The sequence below is a fragment of the Pseudomonas avellanae BPIC 631 genome, from assembly GCF_000444135.1.
Classification (GTDB): domain Bacteria; phylum Pseudomonadota; class Gammaproteobacteria; order Pseudomonadales; family Pseudomonadaceae; genus Aquipseudomonas; species Aquipseudomonas avellanae.
Map to the genome: position 1 here is coordinate 23,612 of NZ_ATDK01000056.1, position 14,211 is coordinate 37,822.

The 14,211-nt window shown below is 59.8% G+C and carries 12 protein-coding genes and 1 pseudogene; 8 read left to right on the plus strand and 5 right to left on the minus strand.

What is annotated here, in order from left to right; genetic code table 11:
* The first annotated feature begins 7 nt into the window (after positions 1 to 7).
* The 3 genes from pdxR to DW49_RS0104245 all read left to right on the plus strand — a co-directional run bounded on the left by pdxR (position 8) and on the right by DW49_RS0104245 (position 3,842).
* Positions 8 to 1,570, plus strand: a complete 1,563-nt coding sequence (gene pdxR / locus DW49_RS0104235) for a MocR-like pyridoxine biosynthesis transcription factor PdxR (RefSeq protein WP_005621875.1) — start codon at positions 8 to 10, stop codon at positions 1,568 to 1,570.
* A 53-nt stretch (positions 1,571 to 1,623) separates the two neighbouring features.
* Complete coding sequence (locus tag DW49_RS0104240) at positions 1,624 to 2,835, plus strand: YeeE/YedE family protein (protein ID WP_005621873.1); 1,212 nt, start codon at positions 1,624 to 1,626, stop codon at positions 2,833 to 2,835.
* Positions 2,836 to 2,969: 134 nt separating this feature from the next.
* The gene (locus DW49_RS0104245; protein ID WP_020318392.1) at positions 2,970 to 3,842 is read left to right on the plus strand and encodes a bestrophin family protein; all 873 of its coding nucleotides are present in this window, start codon (positions 2,970 to 2,972) and stop codon (positions 3,840 to 3,842) included.
* A gap of 60 nt (positions 3,843 to 3,902) precedes the next feature.
* Here DW49_RS0104245 and DW49_RS0104250 read toward each other — a convergent pair whose 3' ends face one another.
* The 3 genes and pseudogenes from DW49_RS0104250 to aspA form a co-directional block, all read right to left on the minus strand.
* On the minus strand, positions 3,903 to 4,907 hold the full coding sequence (locus DW49_RS0104250; RefSeq protein ID WP_005621869.1) for an asparaginase: 1,005 nt from the start codon (positions 4,905 to 4,907) through the stop codon (positions 3,903 to 3,905).
* Between the two features lie 29 nt (positions 4,908 to 4,936).
* The gene (locus DW49_RS0104255) at positions 4,937 to 6,397 is read right to left on the minus strand and encodes an alanine/glycine:cation symporter family protein (RefSeq protein WP_005621867.1); all 1,461 of its coding nucleotides are present in this window, start codon (positions 6,395 to 6,397) and stop codon (positions 4,937 to 4,939) included.
* Positions 6,398 to 6,678: 281 nt separating this feature from the next.
* Positions 6,679 to 8,101, minus strand: a pseudogene (gene aspA / locus DW49_RS01000000128030) (aspartate ammonia-lyase).
* Positions 8,102 to 8,396: 295 nt separating this feature from the next.
* Between aspA and DW49_RS0104265 the strand changes: the two are divergent.
* The gene (locus tag DW49_RS0104265) at positions 8,397 to 9,308 is read left to right on the plus strand and encodes a LysR substrate-binding domain-containing protein (RefSeq protein WP_005621865.1); all 912 of its coding nucleotides are present in this window, start codon (positions 8,397 to 8,399) and stop codon (positions 9,306 to 9,308) included.
* Positions 9,309 to 9,343: 35 nt separating this feature from the next.
* Here the strand turns inward: DW49_RS0104265 and DW49_RS0104270 are convergent, their stop codons facing one another.
* Positions 9,344 to 9,976, minus strand: a complete 633-nt coding sequence (locus DW49_RS0104270) for a hypothetical protein (protein WP_005621864.1) — start codon at positions 9,974 to 9,976, stop codon at positions 9,344 to 9,346.
* A gap of 361 nt (positions 9,977 to 10,337) precedes the next feature.
* Between DW49_RS0104270 and purE the strand changes: the two genes are divergently transcribed.
* The 4 genes from purE to DW49_RS0104290 all read left to right on the plus strand — a co-directional run bounded on the left by purE (position 10,338) and on the right by DW49_RS0104290 (position 13,228).
* On the plus strand, positions 10,338 to 10,829 hold the full coding sequence (gene purE, locus DW49_RS0104275; protein ID WP_003340324.1) for a 5-(carboxyamino)imidazole ribonucleotide mutase: 492 nt from the start codon (positions 10,338 to 10,340) through the stop codon (positions 10,827 to 10,829).
* A 9-nt stretch (positions 10,830 to 10,838) separates the two neighbouring features.
* Positions 10,839 to 11,921, plus strand: coding sequence for a 5-(carboxyamino)imidazole ribonucleotide synthase (locus tag DW49_RS0104280; RefSeq protein WP_005621860.1), 1,083 nt, complete (start codon positions 10,839 to 10,841; stop codon positions 11,919 to 11,921).
* Between the two features lie 444 nt (positions 11,922 to 12,365).
* A complete protein-coding gene (locus DW49_RS0104285) occupies positions 12,366 to 12,611 on the plus strand; it encodes a GlsB/YeaQ/YmgE family stress response membrane protein (RefSeq protein ID WP_003378385.1) in 246 nt (81 codons plus the stop codon).
* A gap of 83 nt (positions 12,612 to 12,694) precedes the next feature.
* On the plus strand, positions 12,695 to 13,228 hold the full coding sequence (locus DW49_RS0104290) for a DUF3299 domain-containing protein (protein ID WP_005621857.1): 534 nt from the start codon (positions 12,695 to 12,697) through the stop codon (positions 13,226 to 13,228).
* A 25-nt stretch (positions 13,229 to 13,253) separates the two neighbouring features.
* Here DW49_RS0104290 and DW49_RS0104295 read toward each other — a convergent pair whose 3' ends face one another.
* The gene (locus tag DW49_RS0104295; protein WP_005621856.1) at positions 13,254 to 14,165 is read right to left on the minus strand and encodes a D-hexose-6-phosphate mutarotase; all 912 of its coding nucleotides are present in this window, start codon (positions 14,163 to 14,165) and stop codon (positions 13,254 to 13,256) included.
* Between the last annotated feature and the right edge of the window lie 46 nt (positions 14,166 to 14,211).

Sequence of the window (14,211 nt, forward strand, 5' to 3'; positions counted from 1 at the left end):
CAATCGAATGTCAGTAGACCGCGTTGCGTTTCCACCCACGCTTATCGGTATCGAACTGGACCCACGCCAAGGCCTTAGCAAGCAGCTGTATGAAATTCTGCGTCGGCAAATCCTCGACGGACGCCTGAGCAGCGGCATGCGCCTGCCGGCCAGTCGAGACTTGGCAAAATCGTTGGCGATTTCTCGCAACAGCGTGATGCGCACCTTCGATCAGCTATACGCCGAAGGTTTCATTGAAGGGCGCATTGGCGATGGTACTTATGTCGCCCAACTGGCCAAACGTAACGCTGCGCTTCAGCGCAATGCTCCCGGAAAACTATCCACCAACTTACCCACAGGTTTTCACACAGGGTTATGCACAGGTTTGTCCACATTTTCAGCTGGGAAGCCGTCGGATCTGCCGGATCAAGTTATCCACAACCCAGCGCTGCAACTGCTTGAAAAGCACCGACTGAACGAGCCCCCGGATGACCGGCCCAAGGCCTTTCGCGTTGGCGTTCCCGCATTTGATCTTTTCCCGTTCGCCTTGTGGGGCAAGCTGTATGCGTCTTTTTGGTGCAAGCCAAATCTCGATCAACTGGGCTATGGCGCCGCAGCCGGAGAGTGGCGGTTGCGGGAACTGGTTGCGGCGTATCTTCGTTCCTCGCGAGGGCTGGGCTGTACCGCTGAACAAATTGTGATCACCAGTGGCGCGCAGCACGCAATCAGCCTTTGTGCACAGCTACTGGTGACGCCAGGCGGGGGCGTTGCCGTGGAAAATCCGGGCTATCGCGCGGCGGGTCATGCGTTCGCACTGGCGGGCGCGCGTTTGCAAGGTATAGCGGTGGACAGCGAGGGCATGCGTTGCGCCGACCTTGAGCGAACAGACTGTCGGCTGGCGTACGTTACGCCTTCGCATCAATACCCTACAGGCGTGGTCATGAGCCTGGCCCGGCGTCTGGAATTGCTGGCCTGGGCCGAGAAAAACCAGAGCTGGATCGTCGAAGACGATTACGACGGCGAGTACCGCTACAGCGGATCGCCCTTGGCACCCTTGGCTGCGCTCGATCAGAGCGGGCGAGTGCTTTACGTCGGGACGTTCGGCAAGATTGCCTTCCCGGCGCTGCGCCTCGGCTATCTGGTGCTGCCCGAGCATCTGGTGCGTCCATTCAGCCAGCGCAAGGCGGTGGAAATGCGCCATACCGAGATCGGCGTGCAGGCGGTCATGGCGCAATTTATTGCCCAAGGGCATTTTCAGCGACACATCCGCCGCATGCGCCGCGCGGCCCTGATTCGTCGTGATGCGCTGCTGGCCGGCTGGCCTGACGATATTCCCGGCTGCACGGCAATGCCCAAAGTTGTGGCGGGCCTGCACGTAATGGTCAAGGTCGACAGCGTTGCGCGCGAGCAGGCGCTGATTGCCAAAGCCAGAGGCGTTGGCGTGGAGATGAGCCCATTGAGTGGATACTGGCTGCCCGATTCCGACGAGCCTGTGGATAACCGCGCCGGTCTGGTGCTGGGCTTTGCCGCTGTGCCTGAGCCCGCTATCGCGGATGCGCTGAACAGGCTGCGCACGGTCTGGTCGGAGTAGGTCGGCAGTACCCGTATACTCTGCACTTTCTGCAACTTGTCATTGAGATACCCATGAACAACTCTCTTCTCGCAACACCCGGACGCAAGTTCGGCGCGCCGCTGGCTGCGCTGTTCCTGCTGCTGATGGGTGCCCAGTTTCTGCTGCTCAGTGTCGGCACTCGCCAGGTGATGCTGTGGATCGTCGGTGCCGCGCTGGGCGTGACGCTGTATCACGCGGCATTCGGCTTCACCTCGGCCTGGCGGGTGTTTATCCGTGAGCGGCGCGGGGCGGGCCTACGCGCACAAATGGTCATGCTGGCAGTGGCCGTGGTGCTGTTTTTCCCGGCATTGGGTGCGGGCACGCTGTTTGGCCAGCCTGTCACTGGGCTGGTTGCACCGGTAGGCGTTTCAGTCGTGGTGGGTGCGTTTATTTTCGGTATCGGCATGCAACTGGGCGGCGGTTGTGCGTCCGGTACGCTGTTCACCGCAGGTGGCGGCAACGCGCGGATGCTGGTGACGCTGCTGTTTTTCATCCTCGGTTCGTTGATCGCTACCCATCATGTGGACTGGTGGTTTGCGCTGCCTGCGTTCCCGGCGGTTTCGGTGGTCAAGACCTTCGGCGTGCTGCCTGCGCTGATCGTGAACCTTGCGCTGTTTGCCTTGATTGCGTTGGTGACCGTGAAGCTCGAAAAGCGTCGTCATGGCCAGCTTGAAGCGCCGGTGACCACTGAGCATCGCGGTTTGTCTCGCGTGTTGCGTGGGCCGTGGATTCTGGTCTGGGGCGCTGTGGCATTGGCGCTTCTGAATTACGCGACACTGGCGTTGGCGGGCCGCCCCTGGGGGATCACCTCGGCGTTCGCGTTGTGGGGCGCCAAGGCTGCCAGTGGTCTAGGCGTGGACGTCGGCAGTTGGGTGTTCTGGCAAAGCGCCGCGAATGCCAAGGCGCTGGCGGCCCCGGTGTGGGAAGACATCACCAGCGTGATGGACATCGGCATCATGCTCGGTGCCTTGCTGGCAGCAGGGCTGGCCGGTCGCTTTGCACCGAGCCTGGACATCCCTACGCGTTCGCTGGTGGCGGCGGTCATCGGCGGGTTGCTGCTGGGTTATGGCTCGCGTCTGGCTTATGGCTGCAATATCGGCGCGTATTTCAGCGGGATCGCTTCGGGCAGCCTGCACGGCTGGCTGTGGCTGGTCGCAGCCTATGCCGGTAACGTCATCGGCGTCCGGTTGCGGCCGATTTTCTTCACGGGTGAACGCCCGCAAGTGGCGCTGACTGGCTGTTAAGAACGCCCCAAGCCCCGAGATAAAGCGGGCCGTGTGCGAACCATCTACTGAATTGGCATTCAAAGGCCATGCAATAGCGGTCCGAATGCGCGCTCGCTTATTTATCGTGGGGTAGTCCTTTGCAGCAAACGATCATGTCAAAAGTCCGTTTTCTCGGCAAAACCATTGGTTACGTCGGTTGGTCGCTGTTCTGGCTGCTGATCTGGGACGTGATCGTCACCGTCGATTTCATGCTGTTCCTTGATCGCAAGATCAGCCTGCCGTCCTTGCCGCTGACCCTGCTCGGTTCGGCGCTGGTGGTGCTGACCAGCTTTCGCAATTCAAGTGCTTACAATCGCTGGTGGGAAGCGCGCACCTTGTGGGGCGCGATGGTCAACAGCTCACGCAGCTTCGCCCGTCAGGTTCTGACGCTGGTCGAAGACGACGACGGCATCAATCCGGTCAAGGCCATTTTGTTGCGTCGCCACGTGGCCTACGTGAAGTGCCTGTCCGCGCACTTGAAGGGCGTTGAGCCGGGCGACGAGATTCAGATGCTGATCCCCCGCGAGGAATTTGAACGCCGTCGCGATACCAACAACTTCCCCAACGACCTGCTCAACACCTCGGCTGCACTGTTGGCCAAGGAATATCAGGCAGGGCGTCTGGACAGTATTCGACTGGCGCGTCTGGAGTCGACCATGGTCGATCTCTCCAACTGCCAGGGCGGCATGGAACGGATCGCCAACACGCCTCTGCCTTATCCGTATGTGGCCTTCCCGAGGCTGTTCATCACGCTGTTCTGCCTGATCGTGCCGATTGGTCTGGTGGAAACCCTGGGCTGGTTCACGCCGCTGGCCTCCACCGTGGTGGGCTTCATGCTGCTGGCCATCGAGAAGATCGGCACCGACCTGCAGAGCCCGTTCCGTGCCAGTGAGCATGTGATTCAGATGAATGCGTTGTGCGAAAACATCGAGCGCAATCTGGATTCGATGCTCAGGGGCGCCCAGGAGGAAAGCAAGGCGTCGTAAGAGGGGGAGGTGCTCCGCATGTGCGGAGCGCCTCGGCTACAGCAGAAAAGTTACCGCGGCTTAACGCAACTCGCCACACAGGTCCAGCTCGACCAGACGCCGAACTTCTTCGGTGGTCAGGCCGGCACCGAGCAGCGCATGCAACTTGCCAAGCGCTGCTTCACGGGTCATGCCACCACCAGAAAGCACACCTGCACCGCGCAGACGGCTTCCTGCCTCATACACATCCAGCTCGACACCACCTTCATGGCACTGAGTGATCGCGACCACGCAGACACCCAGCGCGCGAGCGTTCTCCAGGCTGGCCAGAAACTGCGCATCATCACTGGGCCCTGTGCCGCTGCCGAAGCATTCGAGTACCAGGCCCTGGATACCGCTGTTAACCAGTCCGTCCAGCTGGGCTGCGCCGACGCCTGGAAACAACGGCAATACAGCGACCCTGGCTTGCGCCTTGGTTCGCCGGTAATCCAGTGCATCAGGCAGCGAAACCACCGCATGACCGCCGCGCGAGCGTTGCAGTGGCGCGAGCGGTTGACGACCGAAGCTGCGAATTTTTGCGCAGCGCACAGGCGTCATCAGTTGCCCGTGGAAATACAGCTGAACGCCCGACACCAGGCCGGAACCCAGCGCGAGCAGGGCACCGTTGACGTTTTCCCAGGCATCGCTGTCCTGCACACCGGCAGGCAGCATGGAACCGGTGAACACCACTGGCGCGCTGAATCCCAATAGCTGGAAGCACATGGCGGCGGCGCTGTACGCCAGGGTGTCGGTGCCGTGCAGCACCAGCACCGCGTCGCAGCCCTCGACATCCACCGCCTCGATCACCGCCTCACGCAGGCGCAGCCAGTAGGCGGGGGTCATGTTGGCGCTGTCGATCAGGGGCGACATCTCGCGAAAGCGCCACTGCGGCACCCGCAGCTCGGGGTGGTCGGCCAGTTGCCCGGCCATCCGCGCTTCAAACCCCGAGGCGGGGGCCAGGCCATTGGCGCTGGCCTGCATGCCGATGGTGCCGCCGGTGTAAAGAACCATGACTCGCTGAGCGGGTTGATGTGCATCATGATTCATGGGTCTTCTCCGGCGTAATGTCGCGTGGGTTATCGGGCTTCAGGCGCAGGCTTGCCTGCCGGTTCGGCATCGTGTGTCGACTGACGGCTCGGGTTGGCCGGCCAGGCGCTACGGTCCAGGTCCAGATCAGGGAACTGGCTGGAGTCGAACACTGGCGTCTTGATGCCTGCCCGACGCTGCGCATCGTAGTCGTTGAGGATACGCTTGACGACTTTGAACAGCATCGCCAGTGCGATCAGGTTGACGAACGCCAGCATGGTCATGGTGATGTCGGCGAAGGCCAATACATCTTTCAGGTCGACGACAGCGCCCCACATGATCAGCACCAGCACCGCGATACGGTAGATGATGATGGTCTGGATCTTCTCGCCGAACAGGAACCGCAGGCTGTTTTCGCCCAGGTAGTAGTTGTAGAGAATCGAGGTGAAGACGAACAACGCCAGCGCCACGCTGATGAAGATTCGGCCCCAGTCACCGACCACGGCGGCCAGCGAGTTTTGCGCCAGCACGATACCGTTGCCGTCGTAACCGATGTCGTAGATACCCGACAGCAGGATCAGCAGGATCAGCAGGGCGGTGCAGGTGCAGATGACGAAGGTGTCGAGGAACACGCTGAACGCCTGAACCACGCCCTGTGCCACCGGGTGTTCTACATGCGCTACAGCCGCCACGTTGGGCGCACTGCCCAGACCGGCTTCGTTGGCAAACACGCCACGCTTGACGCCCATCACGATCGCGCTGCCGATCAGGCCACCGAATACCGGGTCAAGGCCGAAGGCGCTTCTGACGATGGTCATCAGCATGCCGGGCACGTGGTCGATCTGCAGAACGATGACGTAGATGGTGACCGCGATGTAGATCAGGGTCTTGACCGGGACCAGCAGGTCGGAAATCGCTGCGATACGTTTGATGCCACCGACGAACGCCAGACCCAGCAACACAACCAGACAGATGCCGGTGGTTTTGGTGTCGACGTTGAACGCGCTTTTCAGCGAGTCGGTCACAGCGTGGGATTGCAGGCCGTTGAAGGCAAAGCCGAAGGTCACCAGCAGCAGTACGGCCATGACCATACCCAGCCAGCGTTTGCCCAGACCGTGCTGGATGTAATACGCCGGACCGCCGCGGAACTGACCTTCGGAATCCTTGCGCTTGTAGAGCTGGGCGAGTGAACACTCGATGAAGCTGCTGGACATGCCGACCAGTGCGGTGATCCACATCCAGAACACGGCACCCGGGCCACCCAGCGTCACGGCAATGCCGACGCCTGCAATGTTGCCTGCACCAACGCGGCCCGCAAGGCTGAGCATCAGGGCCTGAAACGAACTCAGCTGACCGGCGCTGCTGCGCAGGCTGTCGCGGAAAACCGAGAACATGTGGAAGAAGTGTCGAAACTGGACGAAACGCGAGCGGATCGTGAAGTAACTACCCAGGCCAACGATAAGTACGATCAGTACCTTACCGGAGAGAAAGTCGTTAATCATTTCCAACATTTTTGTTATTCCTCGCTACTTTTGAGGGGGCGCACTATACCGGTGCAAAGTTTTTACGTCTGTAGTCGCTTTCTTGTGAGGCTGATTCTTCATTCGCGACGATGAATGAATGCTCCTGCGGATCGCTCCTTGGAAGCAGGTTGCCGCAGGCTCTGGGTCAAGCATCCGAGCCCTTTGCAGCAGGCAAAAAAAAGGGTCTGGAGAATCACTCCCAGACCCTCAAAAAATTGAGGGGTGTCTAGGCCCTCAATCTGGTGAGCGTGTTGCGCAGGACATTCCTGTCAGGCCTTCAAGGGGGCCAGACGTGGAGCGATCATGTTTTCCGGCCGCAGAATGTCGTCGAGCATGGCGTCGTCGAGCAGACCTTCTTCACGGACCAGCTCCAGTACGCCACGGCCGGTTTCCAGCGCGATACGGGCGATACGGGTGGAGTTTTCATAACCGATGTACGGGTTCAGTGCGGTGACCAGGCCGATCGAGTGCTCGACCAGTTCGCGGCAGCGCTGTTCGTTGGCGGTGATGCCGACGATGCAGTGTTCGCGCAGCATGTCCATGGCGCGCTGCAGCAAGCGGATCGAGTCGAAGATCTTGTAGGCGATCAGCGGCTCCATCACGTTGAGCTGCAACTGGCCGCCTTCGGCTGCCATGGTCAGCGACAGGTCGTTGCCGATGATCTCGAAGGCCACCTGATTGACCGCTTCCGGGATCACCGGGTTGACCTTGCCAGGCATGATCGAGCTGCCTGGCTGGCGCGCCCAGGTTGATTTCGTTGATTCCGGTACGCGGGCCGCTGGACAGCAGGCGCAGGTCGTTGCAGATCTTCGACAGCTTGACCGCAGTGCGTTTGAGCATGCCGGAGAACAGCACGAACGCGCCCATGTCGGAGGTCGCTTCGATCAGGTCGGCTGCCGGAACCAGCGGCTGGCCGCTGATCAGCGCCAGACGGTCGACGGCGAGTTTCTGGTAGCCAGGGTCGGCATTGATACCGGTACCGATGGCGGTGCCGCCCAGGTTTACTTCGGTCAACAGCTCGGGTGCGAGGCTGCGCAGACGATTGAGATCTTCTGTCAGGGTGGTGGCAAAGGCGCGGAATTCCTGACCAAGGGTCATTGGAACGGCGTCCTGCAGCTGGGTGCGACCCATCTTCAGCACATGGTTGAATTCTTCGCCCTTGGCGGCGAATGCCTGAATCAGGCTGGCAAGGCTGGCGAGCAGAGCGTCATGACCCAGCAGCAGACCCAGACGGATCGCGGTCGGGTAGGCGTCGTTGGTAGACTGCGCCATGTTCACGTCGTTGTTGGGGTGCAGGTGTTTGTATTCGCCCTTCTCGAAACCCATGGTTTCCAGTGCGATGTTGGCGATGACTTCGTTGGCATTCATGTTGGTCGAAGTGCCAGCGCCGCCTTGAATCATGTCGACCACGAACTGGTCATGGAAGTCGCCGCGGATCAGCCGGGCGCACGCCTCGCTGATCGCCGAATGCTTGGTATCGTTGAGGTGCCCGAGCTGGTGGTTTGCATCAGCTGCCGCCTGCTTGACCATGGCCAGCGCTACTACCAGTTTCGGGTAGTGCGAAAGCGGCACGCCGGAGAGGTGAAAGTTGTTCACCGCTCGCAGGGTTTGAATACCGTAGTACGCATTGGCAGGTACTTCGAGAACACCCAGCAGGTCTTTTTCGATGCGCGATGATGCAGGCGAGGACATGATAAAAAGAATCTCGGAAAGGCACGGACAATGCCGGAACGCCACGAATAGTGGGCTCGTCGTCTGTGCTTGACCAATGCTGTTAAACGCTGGGCTATGCAATAACGGCATAATGCAGGTGTGACCTGGATTCCGCTTGGTGCGTAAAGAGGGCAAAATGTCGCACCCGGCCTGTGCCGTGTCTGCTGATCAATAACGATTGTTCATGTATCTGCGCCGAGTTGTCGTTCGTCCCACAGGCGTCGTTAAAAAAGGATGCCTGTCGAGGCCTTCATCCATTGTCCGGGAGGACCTGATGAATCTGGAAAGCAAATGGCTGGAGGATTTCAGTGCCCTGGCGGCCACGCGCAGCTTTTCCCAGGCTGCCGAGCGTCGTTTCGTCACCCAGCCGGCGTTCAGCCGACGCATCCGCAGTCTTGAGGCCGCGCTGGGGCTGGTCCTGGTTAACCGTTCACGCACACCTGTGGAACTGACCGCCGCCGGGCAGTTGTTTCTGGTGACGGCGCGCACTGTGGTCGAACAACTGGGCGAGGTGGTGCGGCATCTGCATCACCTGGAAGGCGGGCAGGGCGAGGTCATGCAGGTTGCCGCCGCGCATTCGCTGGCACTGGGCTTTTTCCCTCGCTGGATTGCCCAACTGCGCAACGAAGGCCTGAACATCGCGACCCGTCTGGTGGCCACCAACGTCGGTGACGCGGTGCATGCGTTGCGTGAAGGCGGCTGCGATTTGATGCTGGCGTTCTACGACCCTGATGCTGCGTTGCAGATGGATGCTGAAATCTTCCCGTCGCTGCACCTGGGTCATACCGAGATGCTGCCGGTCTGCGCCGCCGATGCCGAGGGCCAGCCGTTGTTCGACATGGAAGGTGAGGCCAGCGTGCCGTTGCTTGCCTACAGTGCAGGTGCGTTTCTCGGGCGTTCAGTGAATTTGTTGCTGCGTCAGCGCAACCTGCGCTTCACAACGGTTTACGAGACGGCGATGGCCGACAGCCTGAAGAGTATGGCGCTTGAAGGCCTGGGCATCGCCTGGGTGCCGCAGTTGAGTGTGCGCGCCGAACTGGCGCGCGGTGAATTGGTGGTGTGTGGCGGGCCGCAATGGCACGTTCCGCTGGAAATTCGTCTGTACCGCTGCGCGCTGGTGCGCAAGGCCAATGTGCGTCTGCTGTGGCGCAAGCTTGAAAGCGCGGCGCCACCAGAGTCATCGTAAGGCGGGGCGCTCTTGGCAAGCGGCCCGCGCTTCATTCAGGGGAACTCACTCAGGTTCGAGGCGATTTTTTGCTTGTTTTTGTCGCTGTAGAAGTAGCAGTTGGCACGTACGGCTTGGCGGGTCGCTACCAGATTGGTTTCGCACCACCAGCCACCTTTGTAAATGACCTCTGCCAGTTCGTGAGTGCCGCCCAGCATATGACCAAGCTCATGTGCAGGTGCTGTAAACGTTTCCAGTGATGCGATGCCCGTATGCCCATTCCGGGTAGCAAAGCCAAGCGTGCTGGCGGTCAGCTTGTCCTGGGTCAGCAAAAGGTACTTGCTGGTGCCATTCTGCGGCAGGTTTTGATCGATCAAATACTGATTGATTTCGCTCCTCCACGCTGCGTAATTCTGGTCGTTGTTTTCGTTCTTGTACTGAAAGTCCGTCACGTCTGGAACGTTGCGAACGAACTGTAAATGGACGCGACGACCCGTGAAGCTTTCCAGGTCCTTGATCAGCCAGACAAAGTAGTCCTCGGCAAGACGCTCGTTGCTGGTTTCCTTTACATCGTCATGGATGAGCAGAAAGAAAAACAGCGGACGCTTAGAGGTGTCATGCGCCAGTGCGGCCTGGCACAGCGTGAATGTAGCGATTAACAGCAGGGATCTTGCGATTGTCTTGAACATGTTTTTACTCGTCCGTGAGTATTTGATAGGGGTGCATGACCCGAAACAGGCCATAACCCTAATTAATAGCAATCTCGGCGTCGGGTAAATCAGCATTGGCATCTGTTGATGTAGTCCTTCCCTGTCCTAAAGTGCGGGACATATGCAGGTCTTTCATGAGGCCGCCCGCCCCGGTGGCCGTCGCTCACAAAAACCTTGAGCGGTTGGTCGCCGAGGGGGCTGTCATCCTGGCGCTTTGCGCTATACTGCGCGGCCTTTGGCCGGCTAAGTCGGTCACTATTCGTACAGCAAGCCACGCCGGTTCCCTGCGTGGCTTGTTGTTTTAAGACGCGCCTGCGGGCGCCCGATGAGAGGCACGACGATGAGCGCACTGGTTGGCGTGATCATGGGCTCCAAGTCCGATTGGTCCACCCTTAGCCACACCGCCGACATGCTGGAAAAGCTCGGCATTCCTTTTGAAGTCAAAGTGGTGTCAGCTCACCGCACGCCTGACCTGCTGTTCCAGTACGCCGACGAAGCCGAAGGCCGTGGTATTGAAGTGATCATCGCCGGTGCCGGTGGTGCCGCTCACTTGCCGGGTATGTGCGCTGCCAAGACTCACCTGCCTGTATTGGGCGTTCCGGTGCAGTCCTCCATGCTCTCGGGTGTCGACTCCCTACTGTCGATCGTGCAGATGCCGGCCGGCATTCCGGTAGCGACGCTGGCCATCGGCAAGGCAGGTGCGATCAACGCAGCGCTGCTTTCGGCAAGCATTCTCGGCGCCAAGCATCCGCAATTTCACGCAGCGCTGAAGAAATTTCGCACTGAGCAGACAGACAGCGTCCTGGACAATCCAGACCCACGCCACGCCTGAGGTTTTTCCATGAAGATCGGTGTAATCGGTGGCGGCCAGCTCGGTCGCATGTTGGCATTGGCAGGGACGCCGCTGGGCATGAACTTCGCCTTTCTCGATCCCGCGCCGGATGCTTGCGCCGCCGCGTTGGGTGAGCATTTGCGTGCCGATTACGGCGACCTGGATCATCTGCGTCAGTTGGCTGATGAAGTCGATCTGGTAACGTTCGAATTTGAAAGCGTTCCGGCTGAAACCGTCGCGTTCCTGTCGCAGTTCGTGCCGGTCTACCCGAGTGCCGAAGCGTTGCGCATCGCGCGTGACCGCTGGTTTGAAAAAAGCATGTTCAAGGATCTAGGCATTCCGACGCCGGCGTTTGCCGACATCCAGTCGCAAGCCGACCTGGATGCCGCTGTGGCCAGCATTGGTCTGCCCGCCGTTCTGAAAACCCGCACCCTGGGTTATGACGGCAAGGGCCAGAAGGTCCTGCGTTCGGCAGCCGATGTGCTCGGTACGTTCGCCGAACTGGGCAGCGTGCCTTGCCTTCTGGAAGGCTTCGTGCCGTTCACCGGGGAAGTGTCCTTGATTGCCGTGCGTGCGCGTGACGGCGAAACCCGTTTTTACCCGCTGGTGCACAACACTCATGACAGCGGCATCCTGCGCTTGTCCATTGCCAGCACCGATCACCCTTTGCAGGCACTGGCAGAAGATTATGCCGGGCGTGTGTTGAAGCAACTGGATTACGTCGGCGTGCTGGCATTCGAGTTCTTCGAGGTCGACGGTGGCCTGAAAGCCAACGAGATTGCACCGCGCGTGCACAACTCCGGCCACTGGACCACCGAAGGCGCCGAGTGCAGCCAGTTCGAAAACCACCTGCGGGCGGTTGCCGGTCTGCCACTGGGCTCGACGGCCAAGGTCGGCGAGAGCGCCATGCTCAACTTTATCGGCGAAGTGCCGGCAGTGGACAAGGTCATGGCTGTCGAGGACTGTCACCTGCATCACTACGGTAAAGCGTTCAAGGCTGGCCGTAAGGTGGGCCACGCCACCGTTCGCAGCGCCGACCGCGCCACGCTGGATCGCCAGGTGAAGCGGGTCGAAGCGCTGATCAAGCCGTAACGCTTGCGCCAATGCTCTGCGTCATACGCAAGTCTCAGGCGTAGGCGCAGACCGGGCGACGCTTCGCTTGTCCGCGAAGAGGGTGGTACATCTACATCCGCAAAAAACTTGTCGCTCCCGCCATAGCCTTCGCGGACAAGTCCGCACAAGCGAAGCGTCGCCCGGTCCGCTTCTACGCCCTCCGGGCAGATGCTTGCTTTATGGGCACCTCATGACCTGTGCATAACGCTGAGCGCAGAAGCATGCGGAGCGAGCGTTTTAACTGCCGTGTCACTCTTTTGCGTTCAGCTTCATGCAGGTTCAGCCCTGCCATTCATGAAGAATTCTCCACCTCGACTCAAACTCGCCATTTTGCCGGAACCATTCCCTGCTACTGTTCTCAGATAGCAGTAAGTCGGGGCTGCTATTGCCCAGGCATGTTCACTTAATACAGAGGGAAATGGCATGGGTATCATTGGAACCATCTTTATCGGCCTGATCGTTGGTCTGTTGGCTCGCTTTCTGAAGCCGGGCGATGACAGCATGGGCTGGATCATGACCATTGTGCTGGGTATCGCCGGTTCGCTCGCGGCAACCTATGGTGGCCAGGCACTGGGTATCTATCACGCAGGCGAGGGTGCAGGTTTCCTCGGTGCACTGGTCGGTGCAATCATCCTGCTGGTTATCTACGGCATGATCAAAAAGAAATAACGTTTCATGTTCAGCCCTCTGTTCTGTACGGCGCAGAGGGCTAGAATGCGCGGCAACTCTTCTCCCTTTTGCCGAGCTTTATCATGCGTCGCTTTCTGTTGATGACCCTTTTGCTGCTGTCCGGGCTTGCACACGCCCAGTTGCCGGAAACCGACTGGCTTGAGCTGATGCCCAAGTCCGATCAAAAAGCCCTTGATGCCATGCCCGAGATTGACCACAACTCTCCGGAAGCCATGGGTACGTTCGACAGCAAAGGTGGCTTGAAGCAGAGCAAGGGTTTGCCGGCGGTGATGTATTCCACCAAGACTGTCCCTGCCATGAACGGCAAGACCATTCGTTTAGGTGGTTATCCCGTACCCCTCGAAACCGACGCCAAGGGTCATAGCACGCTGTTCTTCATCGTGCCTTACCCCGGCGCCTGTATCCACGTGCCGCCACCGCCGCCCAACCAACTGGTGCTGGTGCGCTACCCCAAGGGTCTGAAGCTGGACGACATCTACACACCGCTGTGGGTAGAAGGCACACTCAAGATCGAGAAAGTCAGTAACGATCTGGCCGATGCCGCTTACGCAATGGATGCATCAAAGGTCCGCGTGGTGGTCGAGTCGGACCTTTGATGGTTGATCGTTAATCAGACTGTGATCAAAGCGCCTCACCCCAGATACTCACACCCAGCACATGCATCTGGTCAGGCACCAGCGTGACCACGTCGTCCAGCACGTTGGCGGTTTCGACGCAGACCATGCGCTGCCAGCCGTCGGCTGCCATGTCGGTGAATTTGCCGGTTTTCTCGATCCACGGGTTCCACAGGATGGCTGATTTCGAGCCAGTGCTGCGGATGTGGATGCGTCGTTGCCACTCGGGGTCGACGATGCTGAGCACACCTGGCGTGTTCTGGTAGATACGATCGGTTTCGCCGGTGAACGTCAGGTCGCCGGTCTGTTCGCGTTCTTCCCAGTTTGCCAGGGTTTCGATGTAGCGCAGCCCGTCGAGTCCTTCGACGCTGACCTGACGAACATCGCTGACGGCAAAGTAGGTGTGCAGCGCCTGACTGAAGGTGACCGGTTCTGCGCCGCAGTTATAGCTGACCAGACTGACGTTCAGTGCGTGGTCCAGGCGAATGCTCAGTTTCAGGGCGACGTTGTGCGGCCAGCCTGGCAAGTGGCCTTCGGCTTCGGGGAGGACAAACTCCACCAGCAGTGCATCGCCATCTGCGCCAATACCGAGCAGTTGCCAGTCCAGCGCGCGGACTTCGCCGTGGGCCTTGGCGGGTTCGCTGCTGTCGCGCATGGCCTGCACGCTCTGAGGGTTGCGCTCCAGATTGCCGAACCACGGCCAGCAGATGGGCATGCCCGCACGGATCGCTTTGCCTTTCTTGAACGGCGCTTCTTCGTTCAGCCATACCAGTGGCGGTTGCCCGGCCACCTGATAGCTGAGTATGTGCGCGCCTTGCTGGGCGACCAGCAGCTCTGCTTCGCCGTGGCGAATGCGCCAGCAGTTCAGCTCATCGTACTGGACGGATTCGACGAGGGGTTCAACCGGGGATGTTGGCATGCAAGGTTCTCACTCAATGACCGTGACGAAAATAGACCGCTTCACG